The 26882-nt window shown below is 70.6% G+C and carries 16 protein-coding genes; 7 read left to right on the forward strand and 9 right to left on the reverse strand.

Annotated features, from left to right (window positions below; translation table 11 throughout):
• Positions 1-54 precede the first annotated feature (54 nt).
• The 4 genes from glgB to OHS57_RS26680 all read right to left on the reverse strand — a co-directional run bounded on the left by glgB (position 55) and on the right by OHS57_RS26680 (position 8099).
• A complete protein-coding gene (glgB, locus tag OHS57_RS26665; protein WP_443042972.1) occupies positions 55-2493 on the reverse strand; it encodes a 1,4-alpha-glucan branching enzyme in 2439 nt (812 codons plus the stop codon).
• 214 nt (positions 2494-2707) lie between these two features.
• A complete protein-coding gene (locus OHS57_RS26670; RefSeq protein ID WP_328583578.1) occupies positions 2708-4159 on the reverse strand; it encodes a maltokinase N-terminal cap-like domain-containing protein in 1452 nt (483 codons plus the stop codon).
• Positions 4160-4359: 200 nt separating this feature from the next.
• Positions 4360-6114, reverse strand: coding sequence for a maltose alpha-D-glucosyltransferase (gene treS / locus OHS57_RS26675; RefSeq protein WP_041984209.1), 1755 nt, complete (start codon positions 6112-6114; stop codon positions 4360-4362).
• Positions 6111-8099: an alpha-1,4-glucan--maltose-1-phosphate maltosyltransferase gene (locus OHS57_RS26680; RefSeq protein WP_041995065.1), complete on the reverse strand. Its 1989-nt coding sequence runs from the start codon at positions 8097-8099 to the stop codon at positions 6111-6113. The genes treS and OHS57_RS26680 overlap by 4 nt, the downstream gene beginning before the upstream one ends.
• Before the next feature lie 623 nt (positions 8100-8722).
• On the opposite strand from OHS57_RS26680, the gene glgP reads away from it, so the two are divergent.
• Both glgP and OHS57_RS26690 read left to right on the forward strand, forming a co-directional pair.
• Complete coding sequence (gene glgP / locus OHS57_RS26685; RefSeq protein ID WP_041984207.1) at positions 8723-11365, forward strand: alpha-glucan family phosphorylase; 2643 nt, start codon at positions 8723-8725, stop codon at positions 11363-11365.
• A gap of 221 nt (positions 11366-11586) precedes the next feature.
• Positions 11587-12837 (forward strand): alginate lyase family protein, encoded by a 1251-nt coding sequence (locus tag OHS57_RS26690; protein ID WP_328583579.1) that lies wholly within the window; start codon positions 11587-11589, stop codon positions 12835-12837.
• Positions 12838-12893: 56 nt separating this feature from the next.
• Here OHS57_RS26690 and OHS57_RS26695 read toward each other — a convergent pair whose 3' ends face one another.
• Both OHS57_RS26695 and OHS57_RS26700 read right to left on the reverse strand, forming a co-directional pair.
• Positions 12894-13826 carry a squalene/phytoene synthase family protein gene (locus tag OHS57_RS26695; RefSeq protein ID WP_328583580.1) on the reverse strand — a complete coding sequence of 311 codons (933 nt, stop codon included), beginning with the start codon at positions 13824-13826 and terminating at the stop codon, positions 12894-12896.
• A 157-nt stretch (positions 13827-13983) separates the two neighbouring features.
• Complete coding sequence (locus OHS57_RS26700; RefSeq protein WP_328583581.1) at positions 13984-16047, reverse strand: M4 family metallopeptidase; 2064 nt, start codon at positions 16045-16047, stop codon at positions 13984-13986.
• Positions 16048-16467: 420 nt separating this feature from the next.
• Between OHS57_RS26700 and OHS57_RS26705 the strand changes: the two genes are divergently transcribed.
• Positions 16468-16833: a hypothetical protein gene (locus OHS57_RS26705; protein WP_041995061.1), complete on the forward strand. Its 366-nt coding sequence runs from the start codon at positions 16468-16470 to the stop codon at positions 16831-16833.
• Between the two features lie 30 nt (positions 16834-16863).
• On the opposite strand, the gene OHS57_RS26710 is transcribed toward OHS57_RS26705, so the two are convergent.
• Positions 16864-18834 carry an ABC transporter ATP-binding protein gene (locus OHS57_RS26710; protein ID WP_041984202.1) on the reverse strand — a complete coding sequence of 657 codons (1971 nt, stop codon included), beginning with the start codon at positions 18832-18834 and terminating at the stop codon, positions 16864-16866.
• A complete protein-coding gene (locus OHS57_RS26715; RefSeq protein WP_078863403.1) occupies positions 18831-20669 on the reverse strand; it encodes an ABC transporter ATP-binding protein in 1839 nt (612 codons plus the stop codon). Before OHS57_RS26715 ends, OHS57_RS26710 begins: the two co-directional genes overlap by 4 nt.
• A 176-nt stretch (positions 20670-20845) precedes the next feature.
• Between OHS57_RS26715 and OHS57_RS26720 the strand changes: the two genes are divergently transcribed.
• From OHS57_RS26720 to OHS57_RS26735, 4 genes are all read left to right on the forward strand, one after another.
• The gene (locus tag OHS57_RS26720; RefSeq protein WP_328583582.1) at positions 20846-21817 is read left to right on the forward strand and encodes an ABC transporter ATP-binding protein; all 972 of its coding nucleotides are present in this window, start codon (positions 20846-20848) and stop codon (positions 21815-21817) included.
• A 1-nt stretch (position 21818) separates the two neighbouring features.
• Positions 21819-22562 (forward strand): ABC transporter permease, encoded by a 744-nt coding sequence (locus OHS57_RS26725; protein ID WP_328583583.1) that lies wholly within the window; start codon positions 21819-21821, stop codon positions 22560-22562.
• An 86-nt stretch (positions 22563-22648) separates the two neighbouring features.
• Positions 22649-23905 (forward strand): sensor histidine kinase, encoded by a 1257-nt coding sequence (locus tag OHS57_RS26730; RefSeq protein WP_328583584.1) that lies wholly within the window; start codon positions 22649-22651, stop codon positions 23903-23905.
• Positions 23898-24539 carry a response regulator gene (locus OHS57_RS26735; RefSeq protein WP_041984199.1) on the forward strand — a complete coding sequence of 214 codons (642 nt, stop codon included), beginning with the start codon at positions 23898-23900 and terminating at the stop codon, positions 24537-24539. Before OHS57_RS26730 ends, OHS57_RS26735 begins: the two co-directional genes overlap by 8 nt.
• Before the next feature lie 27 nt (positions 24540-24566).
• Here OHS57_RS26735 and glgX read toward each other — a convergent pair whose 3' ends face one another.
• Positions 24567-26831 (reverse strand): glycogen debranching protein GlgX, encoded by a 2265-nt coding sequence (gene glgX / locus OHS57_RS26740; RefSeq protein ID WP_443042973.1) that lies wholly within the window; start codon positions 26829-26831, stop codon positions 24567-24569.
• Positions 26832-26882 lie beyond the last annotated feature (51 nt).

Here is a 26882-nt window from a genome sequence, read left to right on the forward strand (position 1 = left end):
GGAAGAACCCGGACGGCGCCCACCGGACCGCACCTGTCAGGCGGGCCGCAGCCGTCAGGCGGGCCGCAGCCAGACCGTCGCCAGCGGCGGCAGCGTCAGCTGGATGCTGGCCGGCCTGCCGTGCGCGCCGACCGACTCCGGCTTCAGTGGCTCCGGGTTGAGCACGTCACTGCCGCCGTAGCGCAGCCCGTCCGTGTTCAGCACCTCGGTCCACGCCGCGTACCGGTCGGGCACGCCCAGCCGGTAGTTGTGCCGCACCACGGGGGAGAAGTGCGAGACGGCGAGCAGCGGCGCTCCGTCGGCGTCGAACCGCAGGAAGGCGAAGACGTTGTCCTCACCGGCGTCGCCGTCGACCCACTCGAAACCGTCCGGTGCCGTGTCGCGCTCCCACAGGGCCGGGGTGTCGCGGTAGACCGTGTTCAGATCGCGTACGAGGTCCCGTACGCCGCGGTGGTCCGCCTCCGCCGAGTACGACGGGTCCAGCAGCCACCAGTCCGGGCCGTGGCTTTCCGACCACTCGGCGCCCTGGGCGAACTCCTGCCCCATGAAGAGCAGTTGCTTGCCCGGGTGGGCCCACATGAAGCCGAGGTACGCGCGCTGGTTGGCGCGCTGCTGCCACCAGTCACCGGGCATCTTGGAGACCAACGCGCCCTTGCCGTGCACGACTTCGTCGTGCGAGATCGGCAACACGTAGTTCTCGCTGTACGCGTACACCATGGAGAACGTCATCTCGCCGTGGTGGTACTTGCGGTGGACGGGCTCCTTGGAGATGTAGTCCAGGGAGTCGTGCATCCAGCCCATGTTCCACTTCAGCCCGAAGCCGAGACCGCCGAAACCGTCGGGTCCGACGATGTCGGTCGCGCGGGTCACCCCGTTCCACGCGGTGGACTCCTCGGCGATGGTCACCACACCGGGACAGCGGCGGTAGACGGTGGCGTTCATCTCCTGGAGGAAGGAGACGGCGTCCAGATTCTCCCGGCCGCCGTACTGGTTCGGGGACCACTGGCCGTCCTCGCGCGAGTAGTCGAGGTAGAGCATCGAGGCGACGGCGTCCACCCGCAGCCCGTCGATGTGGAACTCCTCGCACCAGTACACGGCGTTGGCGACCAGGAAGTTACGCACCTCGGTGCGGCCGTAGTCGAACTCCAGCGTGCCCCAGTCCGGGTGCTCCGCGCGCTGCGGGTCCCCGGGCTCGTACAGCGGATACCCGTCGAACCTGGCCAGCGCCCACTCGTCCTTCGGGAAGTGCGCCGGCACCCAGTCGACGATGACCCCGATGCCCTCTTTGTGCAGGGCGTCCACCAGGAAGCGGAAGTCGTCCGGGGTGCCCATCCGGGAGGTCGGTGCGTAGAACCCGGTGACCTGGTACCCCCAGGACCCGCCGAAGGGATGCTCGGCGACCGGCATCAGCTCGACATGGGTGAAGCCGAGATCCTTCACGTAGCCCGGCAGTTGGACCGCGAGCTGACGGTAGGTCAGTCCGGGCCGCCAGGACGCCAGATGCATCTCGTAGACGGAGAACGGCGCCTCGTGCACCGGCCGGTCGGCGCGGTGCGCCAGCCACTCCTGGTCCTGCCACTCGTGGTGCGCCTCGGTCACGATCGACGCGGTGGCGGGCGGCACTTCGGTGCGCCGGGCCATCGGGTCGGCGCGTACGGTGTGCGAGCCGTCGGGCCGCGCGATGTCGAACTTGTAGAGCGCGCCCTCGCCGATGCCCGGCACGAACAGCTCCCACACACCGGTGGAGCCGAGCGAGCGCATCGGCATCGACGTGCCGTCCCAGAAGTTGAAGTCGCCGGTGACCCGCACACCGCGGGCGTTGGGCGCCCAGACGGTGAACCGGGTGCCGGTGACGCCCTGGTGGGTCATCGGCTGTGCGCCCAGCGCCTTCCACAGCTGCTCGTGGCGGCCCTCGCCGATCAGGTGCAGGTCGAGTTCCCCTATGGCGGGCAGGAACCGGTACGGGTCGTGCACCTCGGTCACGTCCCCGTCAGGGGCGTCGCCGTACCGCACCTGGAGCGTGTACTCGGGCACGGCGCGCAGCGGCAGCACACCGGAGAAGAAGCCGTCGCCGTCGTCGTTCAGCTCGCCCCTGAGATCCTTCGCCACGACCGAGACGCCGTGTGCGAACGGCCGCAGCGTACGGAACAGCACACCGTCCTCGACGGGGTGCGCGCCCAGCAGCCCGTGCGGGTCGTGGTGCGTGCCGCTCAGCAGCCGCTCCCTGTCGCCGCCGTCGAGCGGCCGCGCGGCCAGTGCGGCTGCTCCGTCCGGCGCGGCGGACGGAGCAGCCGTGGCGGACGGCGCGGGTTCCCCGCTCCGCGGTGCGGAAGGGGTCGCAGCGGAGGGAGCAGGAGCGGGTGCGGGCGGTGTGCGGCGTCCTGGCACCGGCTTTCCGGGCTCCACCGGTACGGAGCCCGAGGCCCTGGCCGGTCGGAAGGTGGGGGAAAGCTCGGATTCGGAGTGGTGGTCGGACGGCGGGCGGGCGGTCACGGGGGCTGCCTCCTCGGAGGACATGAGCGACGGACAGGGATCGAAGGACAGGCGGAACAACAACAGGCTGAGCAACAGACGGAACAGCAATCGGGTACTTCAGGTGCGTCGAGTACGACGAACGGTGCGCGGCGAGCCGCGGTCGACCGAAGTCAACAGCCTCGTCCCTCGACGGTAGGGCGGCGGGTGGCCCCGCGCATGCCGGGCGACGTGGTCAGGACCCGTCGGCCAGCCGGGTGATCGCCGCCATCGGGACCGGCAGCCAGTCCGGCCGGTGCCGGGCCTCGTACAGCACCTCGTAGACCGCCTTGTCCGTCTCGTAGGCGCGCAGCAGCTCGGGTTCGGCGCGCGGATCGGTGCCCGCGGCCTCGGCGTACCCCTCGCAGAACGCGTCCCTGCAGCGCGCCGCCCAGTCCGCGCGCCACGGCTCGTGGGAGCGGGCGGCGTAGTCGAAGGAGCGGAGCATGCCGGCCACGTCGCGCACCGGCGGCTGCGGGCGGCGGCGCTCGGCGAGCGGCCTGGCGGGCTCGCCCTCGAAGTCGATGACGGACCAGCTGCCGTCGGGGGAGCGCAAAGTCTGTCCCAGATGCAGATCGCCGTGGACCCGCTGGGCGGGTCTGCCGCGTCCTGCGGCGTCGAGCCCTGCGAGCGCGTCGAAGGCGGTGCGCAGCCCGGGGACGTACGGCAGCAGCGCGGGCACCGCCTGCGCCGCCGCGTCGAGCCGCTCGCGCATCGCGTGGGCGACCTGGGCCGTCTGGCTGCGGCCCAGCGTCACCGTCGGCAGGGCGGCGGCGAGCGCGGTGTGCACCTCGGCGGTGGCGCGGCCGAGGATGCGGGCCTCGTCGGTGAACTCGCGGCCCTCGTCGAGCGCGGCGAGCGCGAGCTGCCAGCCGTCCTGCGAGCCGCGCAGAAAGGTCTGCAGGACGCCCAGGGTCAGCGGTTCGTCACTGCCGGACGGGTCGACGGCGTCGAACCAGGCGACCGGCGCCGGTACCCGCTCGCAGCCCTCGGCGGCGAGCGCCAGCGGCAGCTCCAGATCCGGATGGGGGCCGGGGAAGACCCGGCGGAGGATCTTGAGGATGTAGGCGTCGCCGTAGACGAGCGAGGAGTTCGACTGCTCGGCGTCGAGCAGCCGGGAGCTGAGCCCCGCCGGGATGGCGCCGGCCCGGCCGAACCGCAGCGCGCCGACGGCGCCCGAGGTGCGCAGCCGCTCGATCAGCACATCGGCGAGGAGCGGGTCGTGCAGGCCTTCGTAGACGGTGCGTCCGGCCAGCGGGCCCTGGGTGGCGTGCCCGACGAGTGCGGGTGCGAGCCGGGGCGGCAGCGCCGTACGCGCGCCGAGCAGGAGCTGGTAGCAGTCGCCCGCGTCGGCCGGGGCTCGGCCCGGCCCCTGCTGAGCGCCCTGTCCTGCCGACTGCTGTTCCACCCGGACGAGCAGATGCAGCAGTGAGGTGCCGGTGGCGTCCTGCGGCAGCAGTTCCGTCACCGTCACCGGGACGAAGCCGGTGACCTGGCGTCCTTTGCCCGCGAACCAGCGCTGGCGGGGGAGCCAGTCGTGGAGCAGCGGCGCGAGCGAGCCCACCAGTGCTTCCGCCTCGGCGGGCGGCACACTGCGTGGGACGGCGGCCGGGCGCGGGTTACTCCGGGTGGATGCAGCCTTCGACATGGCAGCGCGTCCTTTCCCCGGGCACACCACAAGATGCGCAGAGTGTCCCGGATTGCGGCAATGGCTGTCCGGCTGTGCGGGACGTGTCGGGAGAGGATGATCCGTACGGGCTTGCTTCCGTACGTACGGGACGTTGGGGAACGTGCCCCGTGCGAGGCCGTGGAAACCGGCTCGCACGGGGCACGTCGGTCACCATCGCGTTACGCGGCCGGAAGGGTCGGCGCGGACGGAACGGCGGTCGCCGAATCCTTCCTCAGCCGGAACCAGTAGAAGCCGTGTCCCGCCAGCGTCAGCAGGTAGGGCAGCTCGCCGATGGCGGGGAACCGCACACCGCCGATCAGCTCCACCGGGTGGCGCCCGTTGAACTCCTTGAGGTCCAGCTCGGTGGGCTGGGCGAACCGCGAGAAGTTGTGCACGCACAGCACGAGGTCGTCGCCGTTGCCCTCCTCGGACGGTGCCTCGCGCAGGAACGCGAGCACGGCCGGGTTCGACGACGGCAGCTCGGTGTACGAGCCGAGACCGAAAGCGGGGTTCTGCTTGCGGATCTCGATCATGCGGCGGGTCCAGTGCAGCAGCGACGACGGTGATGCCATCGCCGCCTCCACGTTGGTGACCTGGTACCCGTAGACCGGGTCCATGATCGTCGGGAGGTAGAGCCGGCCGGGGTCGCTGGAGGAGAATCCGGCGTTCCGGTCGGGGGTCCACTGCATCGGGGTCCGTACGGCGTCCCGGTCGCCGAGCCAGATGTTGTCGCCCATCCCGATCTCGTCCCCGTAGTAGAGGATCGGGGAGCCAGGCAGCGACAGCAGCAGAGCGGTGAACAGCTCGATCTGGTTGCGGTCGTTGTCGAGCAGCGGGGCGAGCCTGCGCCGGATGCCGATGTTGGCGCGCATCCGCGGGTCCTTGGCGTACTCCGCGTACATGTAGTCGCGCTCTTCGTCCGTCACCATTTCGAGGGTCAGCTCGTCGTGGTTGCGCAGGAAGATGCCCCACTGGCAGCCGGTCGGGATGGCCGGTGTCTTGGTCAGGACCTCGGAGACCGGGTAGCGCGACTCACGCCGTACGGCCATGAAGATCCGCGGCATGACGGGGAAGTGGAACGCCATGTGGCATTCGTCGCCGCCCGAGCTGTAGTCGCCGAAGTAGTCGACGACGTCCTCCGGCCACTGGTTGGCCTCCGCGAGGATCACGGTGTCGGGGTAGCCGGCGTCGATCTCCTTGCGGACCCGCTTGAGGAACTGGTGGGTAGCAGGAAGGTTTTCGCAGTTGGTTCCTTCCTGCTGGTACAGGTAGGGCACCGCGTCGAGCCGGAACCCGTCGATGCCCAGGTCGAGCCAGAAGCGCAGCGCCGAGATGATCTCTTCCTGCACCTTGGGGTTCTCGTAGTTGAGATCCGGCTGGTGCGAGAAGAAGCGGTGCCAGTAGTACTGCTTGCGGACCGGGTCGAAGGTCCAGTTGGACGTCTCCGTGTCGACGAAGATGATCCGGGCGTCCTGGAACTGCTTGTCGTCGTCGGCCCAGACGTAGTAGTCGCCGTAGGGACCGTTCGGGTCCTTGCGCGACTCCTGGAACCAGTCGTGCTGGTCGCTGGTGTGATTCATGACGAAGTCGATGATCACGCGCATGCCGCGCTGGTGTGCGGCGTCGACGAACTCCACGAAGTCGGCGAGGTCGCCGAACTCGGGAAGCACCGCCGTGTAGTCGGACACGTCGTAGCCGCCGTCGCGCAGCGGCGACTTGAAGAACGGCGGCAGCCAGAGGCAGTCGACCCCCAGCCATTGCAGATAGTCCAGCTTGGCGGTGATGCCCTTGAGGTCACCGATGCCGTCGCCGTTGCTGTCCTGGAAAGAACGCACCAGGACCTCGTAGAAGACGGCACGCTTGAACCAGTCGGGATCACGGTCCTTGGCCGGGGTGTCCTCGAAGGTGTCGTGGACGGGCTCGTTGACGATCATGATGTGGGTGACCCTCCGATCGGCGGGGACGGTCGCAGGGAAACGATGTGCGCGGGCGTGACGCCCGGCTCTAGGCGCACATAGTTGGCCCTGCCCCAGTGATAGGTCTCGCCGGTGAGCTCATCGCGCACCGGGACGGTCTCGTGCCATTCGAGGCCGAGCCGCGGCATGTCCAACGAGACCGTCGCCTCCTGGGTGTGGTGCGGGTCAAGGTTCGCGACCACCAGAATGATGTTCGAACCCGACCTCTTGCTGTACACGATGACCGAGTCGTTGTCCGCGTGGTGGAAGTGGATGTCGCGCAGCTGCTGGAGCGCCGGGTGTCTGCGGCGGATCCGGTTCAGGGTGGTGATCAGCGGGGCGATGGTGCGGCCTTCGCGCTCGGCCGCCTCCCAGTCACGGGGACGGAGCTGGTATTTCTCCGAGTCGAGATACTCCTCGCTCCCGGGCTTCGCCGCCGTGTTCTCGTACAGCTCGAAGCCTGCGTACACGCCCCAGGAGGGCACCATGGTCGCCGCGAGCACGGCCCGTACCTCGAAGGCAGGGCGGCCGCCCTCCTGAAGATAGGCGTGCAAGATGTCCGGCGTATTGACGAAGAAATTCGGTCGCATGTACGCCGCGGAGTCGCCGGACAGCTCGGTCAGGTACTCGGTCAGTTCCTGCTTGGTGTTGCGCCAGGTGAAGTACGTGTACGACTGCTGGAAACCGATCGCGCCGAGGGTGCGCATCATGGCCGGCCTGGTGAAGGCCTCGGCCAGGAAGATCACGTCCGGGTCGGTGCGGTTGATGCTGCCGATGACCTTCTCCCAGAACACCACGGGCTTGGTGTGCGGGTTGTCGACGCGGAAGATCCGCACCCCGTGGGTCATCCAGTAGCGCAGGACCCGCGTCGTCTCCCTGACCAGACCGCGCATGTCGGCGTCGAAGGCGATGGGGTAGATGTCCTGGTACTTCTTCGGCGGGTTCTCGGCGTACGCGATGGTGCCGTCCGGGCGGTGGTTGAACCACTCGGGCTTCTTCTGCACCCAGGGGTGGTCGGGCGAGCACTGGAGCGCGAAGTCCAGCGCGATCTCCATCCGCAGATTGCGGGCCGTCTCGACGAAGTGGTCGAAGTCCTCGATGGTGCCGAGATCGGGGTGGATCGCGTCGTGGCCGCCGTCGGCCGAGCCGATCGCCCAGGGCACACCGACGTCGTCAGGACCCGGCGAGAGCGTGTTGTTGGGGCCCTTGCGGAAGGTGGTGCCGATGGGGTGGATCGGTGGCAGGTAGACCACGTCGAAACCCATCGCCGCGACCGCGGGCAGTCGCTCGGCGGCCGTCTTGAACGTGCCGCTGACGGGCGGCTCGCCCTTCTTGACGACGGCGCCCTCGGAGCGCGGGAACAGCTCGTACCAGGATCCGAACAGGGCGCGCTTGCGCTCGACCTGGAGCTTGGCCGGCTTGGTCGCGGTCACCAGCTCCCGCAGCGGGTGCCGGGCCAGGGCCGCGTCGACCTCGGGGGCCAGTGCGGCGGCGAGCCGGGACGCCGGGGGGCGCCGCTCGTCGCGCAGCAGGTCGACGGCGGCCAGCACCGCCTCGCGTCCGTCGCGTTTGGGCACACCGGCGGCGGCGCGCTCGTACAGCTCGGCCCCTTCGGCGAGGACGAGCGCGGTGTCGATGCCGGCCGGGATCTTGATCTCGGCGGTATGGCGCCAGGTCGCCACGGGATCACTCCACGCCTCGACGTGGTACGTCCACCGGCCTTCCTCCGTAGGGGTGACTTCCGCGCCCCAGCGGTCGGTGCCGGGGGCCAGCTCAGCCATGGGGGTATAGGGGCCTGGGTGGCCTGTGGGGTCCGTGAGGACGACATTGGCCGCCACGGCGTCATGGCCCTCGCGGAACACGGTCGCGGTGACCTGGAACGACTCACCGCTCACCGCCTTCGCGGGGCGTCTGCCGCAGTGGACGGACGGAGCGACGTCCAGGACGGGAATGCGACCAATCAGCGGTTTCACTGCATTTCCTGAGGGTCGTGCGGGCGTGACAGGCAGGGCGGGTGGAGCGGCACGAGCCGGTTGGGGGCTCGTGGGGTTTTTATTAAGGTTTGCTGTTCTTTGTAGCCGCTTGGTCGACGACTGACGGGCTGCGGGCATGGCCGCTCCTGTCCGCGTTCACTCGAATAGCGCTGGGATCGGGTGGGGACGCGCTCGTGTGCCGTGCGTACCGGAGGAGCCTTCCCACCCGTTTCGGGGGGCCAATCCGGCGCTCTGCCAACTACTGGGTCAAGTACGGGGCCAACTGCTGAGCCAACTGTGGGGGTGTGCGAAGCCGAACCGGAAAAGGGCGCACGGTGCCACCAGGGCGAACCGGCCCGTGGCGGCGACGTGGTCACCCAATCCTCCACTGGAGGAGGACCGTGCGCGAGCCTGTTCGGGCATTCGCCGCCAGTCTTACCGTCATATTTGCCATCACAGGTAAGCGACTTCCCACGCGGCGCGGAAAGACACGGGGGCGTGCGCTCATGCGCCGTGGTTTCGGAGGGCAGGGTACGGCTAACGTCGGGTGGCGTCGGGACGTACAGAGCGGTGCGTCCCTCGTGCTACGTATGTCCCTTGCGAAGGTGGAACACGTGAAGGCAATCCGTCGGTTCACCGTCCGCCCAGTCCTGCCCGAACCTCTGCGACCCCTCAGCGACCTCGCCCGCAACCTGCGCTGGTCCTGGCACACCGAGACCCGTGAGCTGTTCAAGGACGTCGACCCCCGGGGGTGGCGGGCCGCCGACGGCGATCCCGTACGGCTCCTCGGGACCGTGTCGGCCGCCCGGCTGACCGAGCTGGCCGCGGACGCCGAGTTCCTGGACAGACTGCACGCGGCAGCCGATGACCTCGGCGAATACCTGCGGGGCGCCCGCTGGTACCAGGAGCGGGACGACCAGGGCGGCGAGCTGCCCGCTGCGGTCGGCTACTTCTCGCCCGAATTCGGCGTCACCGCCGCCCTGCCGCAGTACTCGGGCGGGCTCGGCATCCTCGCCGGCGACCATCTCAAGGCCGCCAGCGACCTGGGCGTACCCCTCATCGGTGTGGGCCTGCTCTACCGGCACGGCTACTTCCGCCAGTCGCTGTCCAGGGACGGCTGGCAGCAGGAGCAGTATCCGGTGCTCGACCCCAACGAACTTCCGCTGACGTTGCTGCAGGAGGAGGACGGCACACCCGCCCGGGTGACCCTCGCGCTGCCCGGCGGCCGTCAGCTGCACGCCTGCGTCTGGCAGGCGCAGGTCGGCCGGGTGCCGCTGCTGATGCTCGACTCCGACGTCGAGGAGAACGGCCCGGGGGAGCGCGAGGTCACCGACCGGCTCTACGGCGGCGGCAGCGAACACCGGCTGCTCCAGGAGATGCTGCTGGGCATCGGCGGTGTCCGGGCCCTGCGCACGTACTGCCGGCTCACCGGACACGCGGCGCCCGAGGTGTTCCACACCAACGAGGGCCACGCCGGGTTCCTCGGCCTGGAGCGGATCAGGGAGCTGGCCGACACCGGGCTCGGCTTCGAGGCGGCGCTGGAGACCGTCAGGGCCGGCACCGTCTTCACCACCCACACCCCGGTCCCCGCCGGTATCGACCGTTTCGACCGGGACCTGGTCGCCCGGCACTTCGGCGACGACGGCGAACTGCCCGGCGTGAATGTCGAACGGGTCCTCGGCCTCGGCATGGAGACCTACCCGGGCGGCGAGCCGAACCTCTTCAACATGGCCGTGATGGGGCTGCGGCTCGCCCAGCGGGCCAACGGCGTCTCCACCCTGCACGGCGCCGTCAGCCGCGAGATGTTCTCCGGGCTGTGGCCCGGCTTCGACGCCGAGGAGGTGCCGATCACCTCCGTCACCAACGGGGTGCACGCACCGACCTGGGTGGCCCCCGAGGTCGTCGCGCTCGGCGCCCGGCAGATCGGCGACGGCCGTACCGAACACGCCCTGTCCGTCGGCGGCTCGCAGCGCTGGGACGCCGTCGCCGACATCCCCGACGGGGACGTCTGGGACGTACGCCGCACGCTGCGCGCCCAGCTGGTGACGGAGGTGCGCAAGCGGCTGCACGCGTCCTGGCGCCAGCGCGGCGCCGCCGCGGCCGAGCTGGGCTGGATCGACGGGGTGCTCGACCCGGACGTGCTGACCATCGGCTTCGCCCGGCGCGTCCCCTCGTACAAGCGGCTGACCCTGATGCTGCGTGACCGGGAGCGGCTGACGCGGCTGCTGCTCGACCCGGAGCGGCCGGTGCAGATCGTCGTCGCCGGCAAGGCGCATCCGGCGGACGACGGCGGCAAGCGGCTGGTGCAGGAGCTGGTGCGGTTCGCCGACGACCCGCGGGTGCGGCACCGCATCGTCTTCCTGCCCGACTACGGCATGGCGATGGCGCAGAAGCTCTACCCGGGCTGCGACGTGTGGCTGAACAACCCGCTGCGGCCTCTTGAGGCGTGCGGGACCAGCGGGATGAAGGCCGCGCTCAACGGCTGCCTCAACCTGTCGGTGCTGGACGGCTGGTGGGACGAGTGGTTCGAGCCGGACTTCGGCTGGGCCATCCCGACGGCCGACGGGGTGGCGGCCACGGACGAGAACCGCAGGGACGAGCTGGAGGCCAACGCCCTCTACGAGCTGATCGAGGACCGGGTCGCGCCGCGCTTCTACGACCACGGCGGCGACAGCGGACTGCCGGAGCGCTGGATCGAGATGGTCCGCCGCACCCTCGTCACCCTCGGCCCGAAGGTCCTCGCGGGCCGGATGGTCCGGGAGTACGTGGAGCGGCTGTACGCGCCGGCGGCGCGGGCCCACCGGGCGCTGGACGCGGCCACGGCCGCCGAACTCGCCACCTGGAAGTACCACATCCGGACCCTGTGGCCGCATGTGACGGTGGACCATGTCGAGACCGTCACGGCCCCCGCGGCCGACCGGACGGCCGCGCTGGGCAGCACCCTCGCCCTGCGCGTCGGTGTCGGCCTCGGCGAACTGCGCCCCGACGACGTGGAGGTGCAGGCCGTCGCGGGACGGGTCGGCTCGGACGACACGATCGTGGACGCGCAGACCTTCCCGCTGAAGCCGGTGAGCGGACCGGACGCCGAGGGCCGCTGGATGTACGAGGGGCCGCTCGGTCTTGACCGCACCGGGCCGTACGGCTACACCGTGCGGGTGCTGCCCTCGCACCCGCTGCTCGCCACCGGCGCCGACCTGGGTCTGGTCACCCTGCCGGCCGAGACGGTGACGGACGGCGCGGGACTGCTGATGCGCTGACCGTCACTCAGCACCCCGGCCGGGTCCGGTCCCTGATGAGGGACCGGGCCCGGCTTTCGCGTGCGCGCCGTTCATAGGTCCAGACCTTGACGCGATGCGGGGATGCCCTTAAGTTCCTCACTCACCAGAGTTCACAAACCCACTCAGTGTTCATGTCCATGAACTATCCATGAACCAGAGGGGATTTGCGGAACGCCCGCCCACCGGAAGGCATCCCCCACATGCGCCCCGGAACCATCCCCAGAATCGTCGGACTCGCCGCGGCCCTCGCCGGCCTCTCGACCGCGGCCTTCATGTCCCCGGCCATGGCGGCCAAGCCCGCCCCGGCGGCGACGGCGGCCCAGTCGGCCGTCACCCCGGCCGTGGCCCAGGCGCCCGCCGCCTTCACCCACCCCGGCGTCAACCTGAACACGGCCCAGCTCGACTTCGTACGCTCCAAGGTCCAGGCGAGCGCCCAGCCGTGGAAGGCCGCCTACGACCAGATGATCGGGAGCAGTTACGCCTCCCTGTCCCGCACGCCCAAGGCGCGCGCGACCGTCGAATGCGGCTCGTACTCCAACCCCAACAACGGCTGCACCGACGAGCGCGAGGACGCGATAGCCGCGTACACGGACGCGCTCGCCTGGTACATCACCCGCGACGACCGGTACGCGCAGGAGTCCATCAAGCTGATGGACGCCTGGTCGGCCACGATCAAGGACCACACCAACAGCAACGCGCCGCTGCAGACCGGCTGGGCGGGCTCCTCCTGGCCCAAGGCCGCCGAGATCATCAAGCACGTCTACGGCAACTGGCCCAACCAGGCGCGGTTCGACACCATGCTGCGCAACGTCTACCTCCCCAAGCTCATCAACGGCTCCAACTCCAACGGGAACTGGGAGCTGACGATGGTGGAGGCGGCCACCAGCATCTCCGTCTACCTGGACGACAAGACGAGTTACGACAAGGCGATCAGTCTCTATCTGACGCGCGTACCCGCCTACGTCTACCTGGCGTCGGACGGCGACCTGCCGAAGACCGTGCCCAGCCAGAACCTCAACACCCGCGACAAGATCGTCGGTTACTGGCAGGGCCAGTCCACCTTCGGCTCGGCCATGACCGGTCTCACCCAGGAGACCTGCCGGGACTTCGTCCACACCGGCTACGGCATCTCGTCCATCTCGCACGTCCTGGAGACCTCGCGCATCCAGGGCCAGGACCTCTACCCGCAGGTCGGCGAGCGGCTGCGGCAGGCGCTCGGCTTCCAGTCCAAGTTCCAGGTCGGGGCCGCTTCGGCGCCGTCCAACCTGTGCGGCGGCAACCTCACCCTCGGACTCGGTCCGATCACCGAGGTCGGGTTCAACACGCTGAACACGCTGCACGGCGTCGCCATGACCAACACCCAGACGCTCACCCAGCAGCAGCGGCCCTCGGGGACGAACAACCTGTTCGTCGCCTGGGAGACGCTGACCAACGCGCAGAACCCCAACTGACCGCGCCTTCTCCGGAAGGGCGGACTCCTGACTGGGCCGGTAGCCGGCGGTGGCGGCTACCGGTCCTGCGCGTTCTCCCACAGCGACTCGTTACGGGAGTCGCGCCGCGCCCTGTTCAGCACCCGTACACACTCCACCGGGTTGTCGCGCACCGGGCGCCGGGTGACGGCGGCGCCCAGCGCGCTGACGTTGTCAAGCCTGTGGTGGTAGAGACCGAGCAGGCTGAGCACCAACGCGCGGTACTCCGGGGGGACTTCACCGACGATCCGGTCCGCCTCCAGCAGCGCCTCACGGGCGGTGGCCGCCGTCGCCGCGATCAGGTTCCGTACGCCGGGGGTGTCCCGGCCCTGCTCCAGATCCTCCCGCGTGACGCCGTACCGGGCGAGGTCGGAGCGGGGCAGCGCCAGCCGGCCGTCCCGCAGGTCATCCGACAGGTCGGTCAGCAGATCGGCGCGCTGCGCGCCGTCGGCGACCAGCCGGCAGGACTCGGCGAACTGCTTGTCCGGGACCAGGTGGGGGGTCAGGCCCGTGCTGAGCATGATGCCCGGCCAGGTCAGCGTGTCGATGTAGCGCTGGTACGCGCCCTCGTCGGCGAAGCCGGGGAAGTCCAGGTCGATCCGGGTCCCGGCCAGATAGGTGTCCGCCCAGTGCCTGGACAGACCGCGCTCCCCGGCCGAGTGCAGATAGGCGCGCAGCAGCGGGTGGTGCGAGGTGCCGGTGTCCAGCGCCGCCCCCACATGGCCGGCCCAGGTCTCGAACCGCGCGGTGCGCTCCTCGGCGGGCCCCCGGTCGCAGATGTCGTCGGTGAAGCAGAGCAGCGCGGCGCCGACGACCGCGTGCGGCTGGAACTCCGGCGGCGCCAGCACCCGCACCACACCGCGCAGCGCGAACTCGCGGCGCCGCAGATACCGCTCGGCGAGGGTGTAGTCGGAGCGCAGCGCACCGCCGCGTACCCCGGCCAGATCGAGACACCGTCCCCACGAACGCACGCGCACTCCCCAAGAATCGGCACAACGGGTCAATCGGCACAGGTGCGTCAGCGTATCGGCGGTATCCGGCCACGCCGAAGCCGCCCGGGGTGTGGGGCACCCCGGGCGGCTCTGGACGATCAGTGCGGTAGTGCGGTGGTGCGGTCTGACCGATCGGTCAGAAGGTGAGCTTGAAGCTGTTGATCCGTCCGGTGTCGCTGGACGCGACATCCTGGACCTTCAGCTTCCACGTGCCGTTGGCGACCTCCGAGGAGGCGTTCACGGTGTAGGTCGCGATGACGTTGTCCGCCGAGTCGCTGCTGCTGGAGTTCTTCAGCCGGTAGGCCGTTCCGTCCGGTGCCACCAGGTCGATGACCAGGTCACCACGCCAGGTGTGCGTGATGTTCACGTCCGCCTTGAGGGTGCTGGGGGCGTTGCCGGTGATCCCGGTGACGTTGACCGACGAGGTGACAGCCGCGCCGTGGTCGGGGATGGTGACCGGCGTGGTGTTCTGGAAGACCGTGCCGGTGGGCGGGTTGCCCGGGTCGCCGCCACCCGGGCGGGTGCCGACGTTGATGCCGGCCCACGCGTCGGCGACGGACTTGTACTCGGCGCTGGTCGTGCCGTACAGCTGACCGGCCACGGCGAGCGTCCCGGTGCGGGCCGACGCGTAGTTGGTCCTGCTGGTGAACTGGGTGGAGAGGGCCTTGAACCAGATCTGCTCGGCCTTCGCCCGGCCGATGCCGGTGACCGGGAGCCCGTCCGAGGTGGGGGAGTTGTACGAGACGCCGTTGATGGTCTTGGCGCCGCTGCCCTCGGAGAGCAGGTAGAAGAAGTGGTTCGCGGGACCCGACGAGTAGTGCACGTCGAGGTTGCCGAGGCTGGAGGACCAGTTGTCCGGGGAGCCGCCGTCCCTGCTCGGCTTGTCCTGGTAGCGCAGCGGGGTGCCGTCGCCGTTGATGTCGATCTTCTCGCCGATGAGGTAGTCACCCGGGTCCGACGCGTTGTTGGCGTAGAACTCGACCGAGGTCGCGAAGATGTCCGAGGTGGCCTCGTTGAGGCCGCCGGACTCACCGCTGTAGACCAGGCCGGCCGTCGCCGCGGTCACCCCGTGGGACATCTCGTGGGCGGCGACGTCGATCGACGTCAGCGGGTCGGCGTTGCCCGACCCGTCGCCGTACGTCATGCAGAAGCAGGAGTCGTCCCAGAACGCGTTGACGTAACCGCTGCTGTAGTGGACCCGCGAGTACGCGCCGACGCCGTCACCGTTGATGCCGGTGCGGCCGTGCACGTTCTTGTAGTAGTCCCACGTCAGCCCGGCGCCGTACGCGGCGTCGGCGGCGGCCGTCTCGGTGTTGGACGTGGTCCCGTTGCCCCAGGTGTCGTCGGGGCCCGAGAACAGCGTGCCGGTGCCCGACGTGCCGCGGTTCAGGTTGTACGTCTTGTGGTTGCCGCGCGCGCTGTCGGTCAGGTTGTACGTCGAGCCCGAGTGGACGGAGTTGACCGTCACCGTGCCGCTGTACTGGGTGTTGCCGACACCGGTCTCGATGCCCTGCCACTGGAAGATCTTCTTGCCCGTGGTGGCGTCCGTGACGACGTGCAGCTGGTTGGGCGTGCCGTCCTCCTGGAGCCCGCCGACGACCGTCTCGTACGCGAGGGTCGGTGCGCCGTCGGTCAGCCAGACCACCTTGCGCGGGGCGCTGTCGGGCGCGGTCTTCTTCGAACCGTCGGCGGCCGCGAGACCCAGCGCCTGCTTCTGGGCGACGGCAGGCGCGATGTCGGCGGTGGTGTCGACGTTCTTCAGCGTCGCCCTGGCCGCCTTGACGACGGACTCGGTGGCGCCGGCCTTCGACTCGGCGACGACCAGGTCGCCACCGAGGACGGGAAGACCGTCATAGGTGCGCTCGTAACGGGTGTGCGTGGTGCCGTCGATGTCCTGGACGACGTCCCGTACGACGAGCTTCTCCTGCGCGCCGAGGCCGAGTTCCTTGGCCTTGGCCGCCTTGCCTGCGTCGGCCTTCTTGATCAGCGCGGTCCGCTGGGCGGGGGAGAGGTCACGCGGCAGCGCACCGGGATCGGCGGTGCGGGCCGCCTGCCCCGCCAACGCGGCAGGCAACGCGGGGGCGTTGGCGCTGTCGGCCGTGGCGGAGGCGGTGCCTGCCTGCACACCGACGGAGAGGAGAGCTGCTGCGGTTATCAGAGCGCCGATCGCTGTGGCGCGACGGCTGGGCGTGGGTCTCACGCGAACTCCTTATGCGAGGGGGGTCCAGGCCGCGGGGTGGGCGGCCCGGTGTAAGCAAACGGAGAGTTGTGGTGCGGAGAACGGGGGAAGAGTGGCAGTACACGCACCTTCCTGTCAGGAGCGCGTCAACAAGTTGGCCGGATTCGTTCGCTGCGAGTTGTGTCATGTTCGTTAAGCGGACGTTTCGTCGGGCATCGGCCCCGGACCGGCCAGGATGTGGGTCGGCCCGGATCGAAGAGGCCGTCAAGATCGGGGCCCGCCCGGTCCTTTGTGAACAGATTGTTGAGCGACGACTCAAGGTCGGTGGCCGAGATCGCCACCTATTGTGGCTGATTCTTTTCCATCCGCTTCTCGCCCGGCGAGCCGCGCGTGGCCGGTGTCCTCCCGTACGGGTACACCGCGTCCACCTATGCTCGCGGGATGGAACAGAGCGAGGTCCTGAAGCGAGTGATCGGCATCCTCACCGAAGCCAGCGAGTGGCAGCGGCTGCTGGAGGAGGGCTCGGAACGCGAGGACCTGGCGGGCGAGCCCGGGATCGTGACGGCGCTGCTCAACGAGACGATGCCGAAGATCGAGATCCCGGGCGACGCGACGGCCGAGGAGATCGCCACCCTGGTCGGCCGCGAGGTCGGCGGCGCCATCCAGCAACTCGTCGGCGCCTTCAGCCTCTCCTTCGTGATGCTGGCCCGGGTGCACGACACGGGCCAGCAGGACGTCACGTCCACCGAGGTGCTCCAGGACCTGGCCCTGCGCGCCGAGGACCTGAACCCGGGCCGCGAGGCCTAGGCCCTGGCTGAGGGCGGCCCCCGGGCCGCGTCAGGCCAGGCTGTCGCGCCAGGCGCGGTGGAGGCCCGCGAAGCGGCCTGTGCCGGCGATCAGCTCCGCGGGGGCGCCGTCCTCGACGATCCTGCCGTGTTCCATCACCAGCACGCGGTCGGCGATCTCCACCGTCGACAGCCGGTGGGCGATCACCACGGCCGTACGGCCGTGCAGCACCGTGTCCATCGCGTTCTGCACGGCGCGCTCGCCCGGGATGTCCAGCGAGCTGGTCGCCTCGTCCAGGATCAGCACCGACGGGTCGGCCAGCAACGCGCGTGCGAACGCGACCAGTTGGCGCTGGCCGGCCGAGATCCGGCCGCCGCGTTTGCGTACGTCCGTGTCGTAGCCGTCCGGCAGGCCGCTGATGAACTCGTGCGCGCCGATCGCCCGCGCGGCCCGCTCGATATCCTCGGGTGACGCGTCGGGGCGGCCGATCGCGATGTTCTCCGCGACCGTGCCGGAGAAGAGGAACGCCTCCTGCGTCACCATCACGACACCGCGCCGCAGTTCGGGCGTGTCCAGCTCGCGCAGATCGACGCCGTCCAGCAGCACCCGGCCGCCGGTCGGGTCGTAGAACCGGGCCAGCAGCTTGGCCAGCGTGGACTTGCCCGCGCCCGTCGAGCCGACGACGGCGACCGTCTGCCCGGCCGGGATCGTCAGCTCGAAGCGGGGCAGCACCTCCCCGCCCGTGCGGTACCCGAAGCTGACCCCGTCGAAGACCACCTCACGGCCGGGGAAGTCGCTCGCGAGCACCGGCAGCGGCCGGGGGTCCGCCGCCTCCGGGACCGTCGGCACCTGCGCCAGCAGCCCGGCGATCTTGTCCAGTGAAGCGGCCGCCGACTGGTAGGAGTTGAGGAACATCCCGAGCCGGTCGATCGGGTCGTACAGCCGCCGCAGATACAGCACGGCCGCCGCCAGCACACCGAGCGCGAGGGTGCCGTCGGCCACCCGGTAGGCACCCCACAGGACGATCGCGGCGACCGCGGTGTTGGCGATGAGCCGGGAGCCGATCACATAGCGGGCCATCTCGATCAGCGCGTCGCCGTTGCTGCGCTCGTGGCGGCGGTTGAGGGCCCGGAACTCCGCGTCGTTGGCGCGCTCGCGGCGGAACGCCTGCACCGGACGGATGCCGTTCATCGTCTCGGCGAACTTCACGATGACGGCCGCGATCGCCGTGGACCTGACGCTGAAGATCCGGCCCGCCCTGCGCTGGTAGAGCCGCACCAGCAGGTACAGCGGCACGAACGACACGACGGCGACGGCGCCGATCCCCAGGTCCAGGTAGAGCAGCATCGCCGAGATGTAGACGAACGCCAGCACCACCCCGATGAGTTCCTGGAGCCCCTCACTCAGCAGCTCACGCAGCGACTCGACGTCCGTGGTCGAACGCGAGATCAGCCGCCCCGAGGTGAACCGCTCGTGGAAGTCCACACTCAGCGCCTGGGCGTGCCGGAAGATCCGGCCGCGCAGATCGAGCAGCACGTCCTGGTTGACCCGGGCCGACGCCTGGATGAAGGCGTACTGGAAGGCGCCGGAGGCCACCGCGCACACCCCGTACCCGACGGCAACGGCGATCAGCGGCCCGTGGTCGCCGTCCCGGAACGCCGGCACGCCGCTGTCGATCGCGTACGCCACGATCAGCGGCCCGGCCTGCGCCGCCGCCTGCTGGACCAACAGCACGACCACGGCGAGGAGCGCCCGGCCGCGCAGGGGCCGCAGCAGCGAGATCAGCAGGGCGCGGGTGGCGCCGGGCGCCGCGGGCAGCGCGTCCTGGTCGAACGGATCGTCCGAGGCCGGGCCGGCCGACTCGACGCCGGGGGAGCCCGAAGGAGCCGGTACGGCCCGCCCGGCGGAACTCGTCCGCGCGTCCGTCCCCGCGTCCGTCGCGGCGCCCGCCGTCCCGGAGTCCGGTCCTGCGCCGGGTCCTGTGCCGTCGGGGGTCTCGTCCGTCGTCGTGGACGTCGTCATCGGATGCTCTCCTCGACAGCCTCGGCCCTGGCATCCGCCCCGGACATCAGCCAGCCGTACTCCGCGTTCTCACGCAGCAGTTCCTGGTGGGTGCCGACGGCCGCGATCCGGCCGTCGGAGATCAGCGCGACCCGGTCGGCGAGCATCACCGTCGAAGGACGGTGCGCCACCACCAGCGCCGTGGTCTCGCCGAGCACCCGTCGCAGCGCCGCTTCCACCAGCGCCTCCGTGTGTACGTCGAGCGCCGACAGCGGGTCGTCGAGCACCAGGAAGCGCGGCCGGCCGACGACCGCCCTGGCGAGCGCGAGCCGCTGCCGCTGACCGCCGGACAGGCTCAGACCCTGCTCGCCCACCTCGGTCCCGACGCCGTGCGGCAGATCCTTGACGAACCCGGCCTGCGCCGTGTCCAGCGCCCGCTCCAGCGCGTCCTCGCCGGCGTCCGGCGCGCCCATCAGCACGTTCTCCCCGACCGAGGCCGAGAAGAGCGTCGGCTCCTCGAACGCCACCGAAACCAGCTCACGCAGCAGCGGCCGGGGCATCAGCGCCACGTCCTGGCCGTCCAGGGTGATCCTGCCCTCCGTCACCTCGTGCAGGCGCGGTACGAGCGCGGTCAGCGTCGTCTTGCCGGAACCGGTGGCCCCGACGAGCGCCATCGTCTCCCCGGGCCTGATGTGCAGATCGATCCGGTCCAGCACGGGAGCGGAGTCCGGTTCGGCGTCCGGGTAGCGGAAGGAGACGCCCTCGAAACGCAGCCCCGCCGCGTCGCCCGCGCCGTCGGCGCCCGGCACGTCGGCGCCGGACTCCGGGTCCAGCTCCTCGGCCACGTCCATCACTTCGAAGAACCGCGCGGTCGCCGTCGCCGACTCCTGGCTCATCGCCAGCAGGAAGCCGATGGACTCCACCGGCCAGCGCAGCGCGAGCGCCGTCGACAGGAAGGCGACCAGCGTCCCGGCCGAGAGGTCGCCGTCGGCGACCTGGATCGTGCCGAGCACGACGGCCGCGCCGATGGCCAGCTCGGGGATGGTCGTGATGACCGCCCAGATCCCCGCGAGCAGCCGCGCCTTGCCCAGCTCCGTGGTGCGCAGCCGGTGGGTGAGGGCCCGGAAGGCGAGCGCCTGACTGCGGTGCCTGCCGAACCCCTTGACGATCCGGATGCCCAGCACGCTCTCCTCGACGACCGTGGTCAGATCCCCGACCTGGTCCTGCGCCTTGCGCGCGACGAGCGAGTACCGGGACTCGAAGAGCGAGCACAGCACGACCAGCGGCACGGCGGGCGCGAGCAGCACCAGACCGAGCGTCCAGTCCTGGCCGAGCAGGATGACGAAGCCGACGATGATCGTCGCCCCGTTGACCAGCAGGAACGTCAGCGGAAAGGCCAGGAACATGCGCAGCAGCATCAGATCGGTCGTGCCGCGCGACAGCAGCTGGCCCGACGGCCAGCGGTCGTGGAAGGCCACCGGCAGCCGCTGCAGATGCCGGTAGAGGTCCGCCCGCATCGACGCCTCGACCCCCGCCAGCGGCCGGGCCACCAGCCAGCGGCGGAAGCCGAACAGCACGGCCTCGGCGACCCCGAGCAGCAGCAGATACAGCGCACCCAGCCAGATGCCGCCGGTGTCCCGGTCGGTGACAGGTCCGTCCACCATCCACTTCAGGACGAGGGGGATGACCAGACCGAGACAGGACGCGACGATCGCGACGAAGGCGGCGAGCGACAGCCGCACCCGTACCGGCTTCACGTAGGGCCACAGCCGCAACAAGGAGCGGGTGGCCGACGTACCGGCGGGCCGGGCGGGGTCGCCGGGTGCGGGTTTCTCGGGTGCAGGTTTCTCGGACATCAGGGGTGAGCCTACGGTTCACCACTGACATCGCTCATGTGGTTTTTGCCTCGGTCCTGCCTCCGGTCGGACCCCGGCGCAGCCTCGGTCGGACCCCGGCATCAACCGATCGGATGATGCCGGATCGAGCGCGACGGCCGATTGTTCCGGCCTCAGGCGCGGGGGATTCTTGGCGCATGGCAATCATCGAAGTGAATGGCCTGCACAAGGCCTACAACGGCAAACCCGCCGTTGACGGGGTGACCTTCGACGTCCAAGAAGGCGAGATATTCGGGATCCTCGGTCCCAACGGCGCCGGCAAGACGACGACGGTGGAGTGTGTCGAGGGACTGCGGATCCCGGACGCGGGGACGGTCCGGGTGGCCGGGCTCGACCCGGTCGCCGACCACGAGCAGGTGACCCGGCTCCTCGGCGTACAGCTCCAGGAGAGCGAGCTCCAGGCCAAACTGACCGTACGGGAGGCGCTGGAGCTGTACAGCGCGTTCTACTCCGACCCGGCCGACTGGCGCCCCCTCGCGGCGCGCCTCGGCCTGGAGTCCAAACTGACGACCCGGTTCGCGAAGCTGTCAGGGGGCCAGAAGCAGCGGCTGTTCATCGCGCTCTCGCTGATCGGCAACCCGCGGGTGGTCGTCCTCGACGAGCTGACCACCGGACTCGACCCGCGGGCCAGGCGCGACACCTGGACCCTGATCGAGGAGATCAGGGACAGCGGCGTGACGGTGCTGCTCGTCACGCACTTCATGGAGGAGGCCCAGCGGCTCTGCGACCGGATCGCGGTGATCGACAAGGGCCGGGTGGCGGCGCTCGACACCCCGTCCGGGCTGATCAGCAGGTCGACGGCGTCCACCGTCATCTCCTTCACCCCGTCCGAGCCGCTCGGCGAGCGCGAACTGGCCGCGCTGCCCGAGGCGTCGGCCGTGGAGTACAAGGGCGACCGGGTCACGATCAACGGTACGGACGAGACCGTCAACGCCGTGATCTCGCTGCTCGCCGTCCGGCACCTGACCGCGCGCCAGCTGCGGGTCACCGAGGCGTCGCTGGACGACGCGTTCCTCGACCTCACCACCGACGCGACGAGTACAGCCGCCACCACCGCCGGGACCGCCGGGACCGCCGGCACCTCGGAAGAGACAGAAGAGAGGGTCTGACATGGCTTCCGCATCCGCCGTCGTCTTCAAGACGGAGACCAAGCTCTTCTTCCGCGAGCCCGCCATCATCTTCTGGATCCTGGCCTTCCCGACCGTCCTGATGGTGATCCTCGGCCTGATCCCGTCCTTCCGTGACCCCGACGCCTCACTCGGCGGCCGGCGGGTCATCGACCTGTACGTCCCCGTGGCCGTCCTGCTCGCCCTGATCATGGCCGGGCTGCAGGCCATGCCGCCGGTGCTGACCGGCTACCGGGAGCGCGGCATCCTGCGCCGGATGTCGACCACGCCGGTGCGCCCGCAGGCCCTGCTGACGGCGTATCTGCTGCTGCTCGGCGCCGGTTCCATCGGGTCGGCGATCCTGGTGATGGCCGTGGGCAGGCTCGCCTTCGACGTCAGCCTGCCGGACCAGCTCGGCGGCTATCTGCTGGCGCTGGTGCTCGCGGCGGCGAGCGCGCTGTCCCTGGGCGCCCTGGTCTGCGCCGTCGCCCGTACCCAGAAGGCCGCCCAGGCCATCGGCTCCGCGGCCTTCTTCCCCGCGATGTTCACCGCAGGGGTCTGGCTGCCGGTGCAGACCATGCCCGACCTGCTGCGGAAGATCGTCGAGTACACGCCGTTCGGCGCTGGGTCGCAGGCCCTGGACCAGGCCATGCGCGGCGACTGGCCCGGCTGGGCGCACCTCGGTGTCATGGCGCTGTGGACGGTCGTCCTGACGGCCTGCGCGGCACGCTGGTTCCGGTGGGAGTGAGAGGTCCGAACACCGACTCCGAGGGGACGTCGGCGTTCGTCGCGGGGCTACTGCGGGGCCAGGGGCGACAGGGGGAGACTGAGGACATGGCAGGGATGGGCATGGTCTCGCTCGAACGGCGCTGGGAGCAGTTCTACCGCTACGGCGCCAGCGCGCTGCTGGGGTTCGCGACGCTGATCTCGGCGGCCGTGGCCCAAGCGATCGGGATGACCCGCGCGCAGATGTACGCGGCCGGTGCCCTCGTCCTGGCCACCGTGGCGCTCCAGGTGTGGTGGGGGCGGGTCAGGCCGGGGCTGCCCGAGCACGCGGTGCCGGGCAGGGTCTACTACTGCGTGCGGACGGCCCTGGCCTTCGCGCTGACCTTCCTCAACCCGCTGTTCTCCATCTTCGCCGTCATCGGCTACTTCGACGTCGCGCGGCTGCTGCCGAAGCCGGTGATGCGGGCGGGGATGCTGGTCACCGCCGTCACCATGGCCGGCTCGGAAGCCGGCGGCCTGCCGCCCGACGGCGCGACCGGCTGGATCCTCTTCGGCGGCCTCTTCGTGCTGAACGCCTCCATCACCACGGCCTTCGCCCACCTCGGGGTCAAGGAGCTGGAGGCGGCCAAGGAACGGGCCGCGACGATCATGTCGCTGGAGGAGACCAACGCCCGTCTTGAGCAGGCCATGGAGGAGAACGCGAGCCTGCACGCCCAGCTGATCATCCAGGCCAGGGAGGCCGGGGTCGCCGACGAGCGGCGCAGGCTCGCCGCCGAGATCCACGACACCATCGCGCAGGGCCTGGCCGGCATCATCGCCCAGCTCCAGGTGGTCTCCGCCAGCACCGACACGGAGGTCGCCCGGACCCATCTGGAGCGCGCGTCGGCCCTCGCCCGCAGCAGTCTGGGCGAGGCCCGCAGGTCGGTGCAGAACCTGAGCCCGGCCGAGCTGGAGAACGACACACTCCCCGAGGCGCTCAAGAAGACCGTCGCGGGCTGGGCCGAACGCGGCGGCGTCCGGGCCGACTTCACCGTCACCGGTACGGAGGAGCCGCTGCACGACGAGGTCGCCTCGACACTGCTGCGGATAGCCCAGGAAGCCCTCGCCAACGCCGGCAAGCACGCCTCCCCGGCCCGGGTCGGCGTGACGCTCTCCTTCATGGGTGACGAGGTGTCCCTGGACGTACGGGACGACGGCAGCGGCTTCGACCCGCTCGCCCTGCCCGCCCGCTCCGGCAGCCACGGCTTCGGTCTGGCCGGCATGAAGGCACGCGCCGAGCGGATCGCCGGCACCGTCACCGTCGAGTCGGAGGAAGGCGGCGGCACCGCCGTCTCGGCTCGCGTACCTTTGGTGCGCCATGGCTGAACGGACCATCACCCTGATCCTCGTCGACGACCACCCCGTGGTACGGGACGGTCTGCGCGGCATGTTCGAATCGGCGCCCGGCTTCGCGGTGCTCGGCGAGGCGGCGGGCGGTGTCGAGGGCGTCGAACTGGCCCTGCGCCTCGACCCCGACGTGGTCCTGATGGACCTGCGGATGCCGGACGGCGGCGGGGTCGCGGCCATCGCCGAGCTGGCCCGGCGCGGCGCCCGCGCGAAGGTGCTCGTGCTGACCACGTACGACACGGACTCCGACACGCTCCCCGCGATCGAGGCGGGCGCCACCGGCTATCTGCTGAAGGACGCCCCGCGCGAGGAGCTGTTCACCGCGGTACGGGCGGCGGCGGACGGCCGTACGGTCCTGTCGCCCGCGGTCGCCTCCCGGCTGGTCTCCCGGGTCAGGACCCCGGCGGCGGGCGGCGTCGAGCCGCTGTCGGCGCGCGAGCGCGAGGTGCTCGAACTGGTCGCCAGGGGCACGTCGAACCGGGAGATCGCCAAGGAGCTGTTCATCAGCGAGGCGACCGTCAAGACCCACCTCACCCACCTCTACGGCAAGCTCGGCGTGAAGGACAGGGCGGCGGCGGTCGCCGTGGCGTACGACCGCCGCATCCTCGGCTGACGCGGCGCCGACCCCGCCGGCCGCGCCTTACGCCCGTACCCGCAGCAGCAGTACCGCCCGGCCCGGGACCGTCACCGTCGTGCCCGCCTCGAAGACCGTCCCCGGTTCCTCGGCCTGCTCCTCCAGCGACGTGTCGACCACCAGCTCGTACTGGCGCGCCCACGGCGGGCCCGGGAGTGCGAAGTCCACCGGCTCGGCCGACGAGTGCAGCACGGTCAGGAAGCTGTCGTCGGTGATCTTCTCGCCGCGCGCGTCCCGGCCCGGGATGTCCCGGCCCGAGAGGAAGAGACCGAGCGTCGAGGCCGGCGCCCACCAGTCCTCCTCCGTCATCTCCTCGCCGCGCTCCGTGAACCAGGCCAGGTCCCGCAGCCCGTCGGCGGTCTGCGGCCGGCCGGAGAAGAAGGCGCGGCGGCGCAGCACCGGATGGTCCCTGCGCAGCTCCAGCAGCCGGGCGGTCAGCCGGTAGAGCCCGTACGAACCCGGCTGCTCCAGCAGGGACCAGTCGAGCCAGCTCACCTCGTTGTCCTGGCAGTACGCGTTGTTGCTGCCGCCCTGCGTACGGCCCATCTCGTCGCCCGCGACGAGCATCGGCACGCCCGTCGACACGAGCAGCGTCGTCAGCAGGTTCCGCAGCTGGCGGCGGCGGAGCGTGTTGATCGCCGGGTCGTCGGTCTCGCCCTCGGCGCCGCAGTTCCACGCGCGGTTGTCGTTCGTGCCGTCGCGGTTGCCCTCGCCGTTGGCCTCGTTGTGTTTGTGCTCGTAACTGACCAGGTCACGCAGGGTGAAGCCGTCGTGCGCCGTGATGAAGTTGACGGAGGCGTACGGCCGCCTGCCGCCCCACGCGTACAGGTCGCTGGAGCCGGAGAGCCGGTAGCCGAGATCGCGTACGTCGGGGGTCGCGCCGCGCCAGAAGTCCCGTACGGCGTCGCGGTAGCGGTCGTTCCACTCCGTCCACAGCGGGGGGAACGCGCCGACCTGGTAGCCGCCGCTGCCGACGTCCCACGGCTCGGCGATCAGCTTCACCCGGCGCAGCACCGGGTCCTGGGCGATGACGGCGAGGAACGGCGAGAGCATGTCGACGTCGTGCATGGAGCGGGCCAGCGCCGCAGCCAGGTCGAAGCGGAAGCCGTCGACGCCCATCTCCGTGACCCAGTAGCGCAGCGAGTCGGTGATCAGCCGCAGCACATGGGGCTGGACCACGTGCAGGGTGTTGCCGCAGCCGGTGTAGTCCGTGTAGCGGCGGGCGTCGGACGGCAGCCGGTAGTAGCCGCGGTTGTCGATGCCGCGCAGCGACAGCGTCGGACCCTGCTCGCCGGCCTCGGCCGTGTGGTTGTAGACCACGTCGAGGATCACCTCGATGCCCGCGTCGTGCAGCGAGCGGACCATCTCCTTGAACTCCTCGACCTGCTGGCCGCGGGTGCCGCCCGCCGCGTACCCGGCGTGCGGCGCGAAGTAGCCGATGGAGTTGTAGCCCCAGTAGTTGCGCAGCCCGCGCTTGAGCAGATGGTCCTCGTGGGCGAACTGGTGCACTGGCAGCAGCTCGACCGCCGTCACGCCGAGCCGGCGCAGATGGTCGACGGCCGCCGGGTGGCCGAGCCCCGCGTAGGTGCCGCGCAGCTTCTCCGGGATGCCGGGGTGGAGCTTGGTGAAGCCGCGCACATGCAGTTCGTAGATGACCGAGTCGGCCCAGGGGGTCTTGGGGCGCCGGTCGTCGGCCCACTCGTCGCCGGGGTCGTCGTCATGGACGACCACCCCCTTGGGGACGAACGGCGCGGAGTCCCGCTCGTCCCGTACGGTGTCGGCGACCTGCTGCTGCGGCCAGTCCCTGACATGCCCGTACACCTCGGGCGGCAGCGTGAAATCGCCGTCGACCGCGCGGGCGTACGGGTCGAGCAGCAGCTTCGCCGGGTTCCAGCGGGCCCCCGTCCAGGGGTCCCAGCGGCCGTGCACCCGGAAGCCGTACCGCTGCCCCACCCCGATGCCCGGCACGAAGCCGTGCCAGATCCCGTGGGTCTGCTCGGTCAGCGGCAGCCGGGTCTCGGTCTCCTCGTCGTCGAACAGGCAGACCTCCACCGCCTGCGCGCCGCCGGCCCACAGGGCGAAGTTCGTGCCGGCGACCCCGTCGGGGCCCACCCGGTAGCGCGCCCCGAGCGGGGTCGGCGCCCCCGGCCACACCGGCGGTACGGCCCTGCCGGGCTCCCCGAGGAAGCCGAAGGCGCCGACCGCCTCCGCCGCCTCCCTGGTCTCCCGCACCGTTCTGTGCGCTGTCTCCTGCTCGGCTGCGCTCGCCACCTGTCCGGCCTCCTGCGGCTCGTCGGCCTCGCGGCTCGGTGCGCACGGCGT

The sequence above is a fragment of the Streptomyces sp. NBC_00370 genome, from assembly GCF_036084755.1.
Lineage (GTDB): Bacteria > Actinomycetota > Actinomycetes > Streptomycetales > Streptomycetaceae > Streptomyces.

Coding starts and splice junctions, on each gene's coding strand:
- OHS57_RS26670 (WP_328583578.1), bottom strand. CDS start 4,159: ATGTCGAAGGCTGCATCCACCCGGAGTAACCCGCGCCCGGCCGCCGTC.
- treS (WP_041984209.1), bottom strand. CDS start 6,114: ATGATCGTCAACGAGCCCGTCCACGACACCTTCGAGGACACCCCGGCC.
- OHS57_RS26690 (WP_328583579.1), top strand. CDS start 11,587: ATGCGCCCCGGAACCATCCCCAGAATCGTCGGACTCGCCGCGGCCCTC.
- OHS57_RS26705 (WP_041995061.1), top strand. CDS start 16,468: ATGGAACAGAGCGAGGTCCTGAAGCGAGTGATCGGCATCCTCACCGAA.
- OHS57_RS26710 (WP_041984202.1), bottom strand. CDS start 18,834: ATGACGACGTCCACGACGACGGACGAGACCCCCGACGGCACAGGACCC.
- OHS57_RS26715 (WP_078863403.1), bottom strand. CDS start 20,669: ATGTCCGAGAAACCTGCACCCGAGAAACCCGCACCCGGCGACCCCGCC.
- OHS57_RS26720 (WP_328583582.1), top strand. CDS start 20,846: ATGGCAATCATCGAAGTGAATGGCCTGCACAAGGCCTACAACGGCAAA.
- OHS57_RS26725 (WP_328583583.1), top strand. CDS start 21,819: ATGGCTTCCGCATCCGCCGTCGTCTTCAAGACGGAGACCAAGCTCTTC.
- OHS57_RS26730 (WP_328583584.1), top strand. CDS start 22,649: ATGGCAGGGATGGGCATGGTCTCGCTCGAACGGCGCTGGGAGCAGTTC.
- OHS57_RS26735 (WP_041984199.1), top strand. CDS start 23,898: ATGGCTGAACGGACCATCACCCTGATCCTCGTCGACGACCACCCCGTG.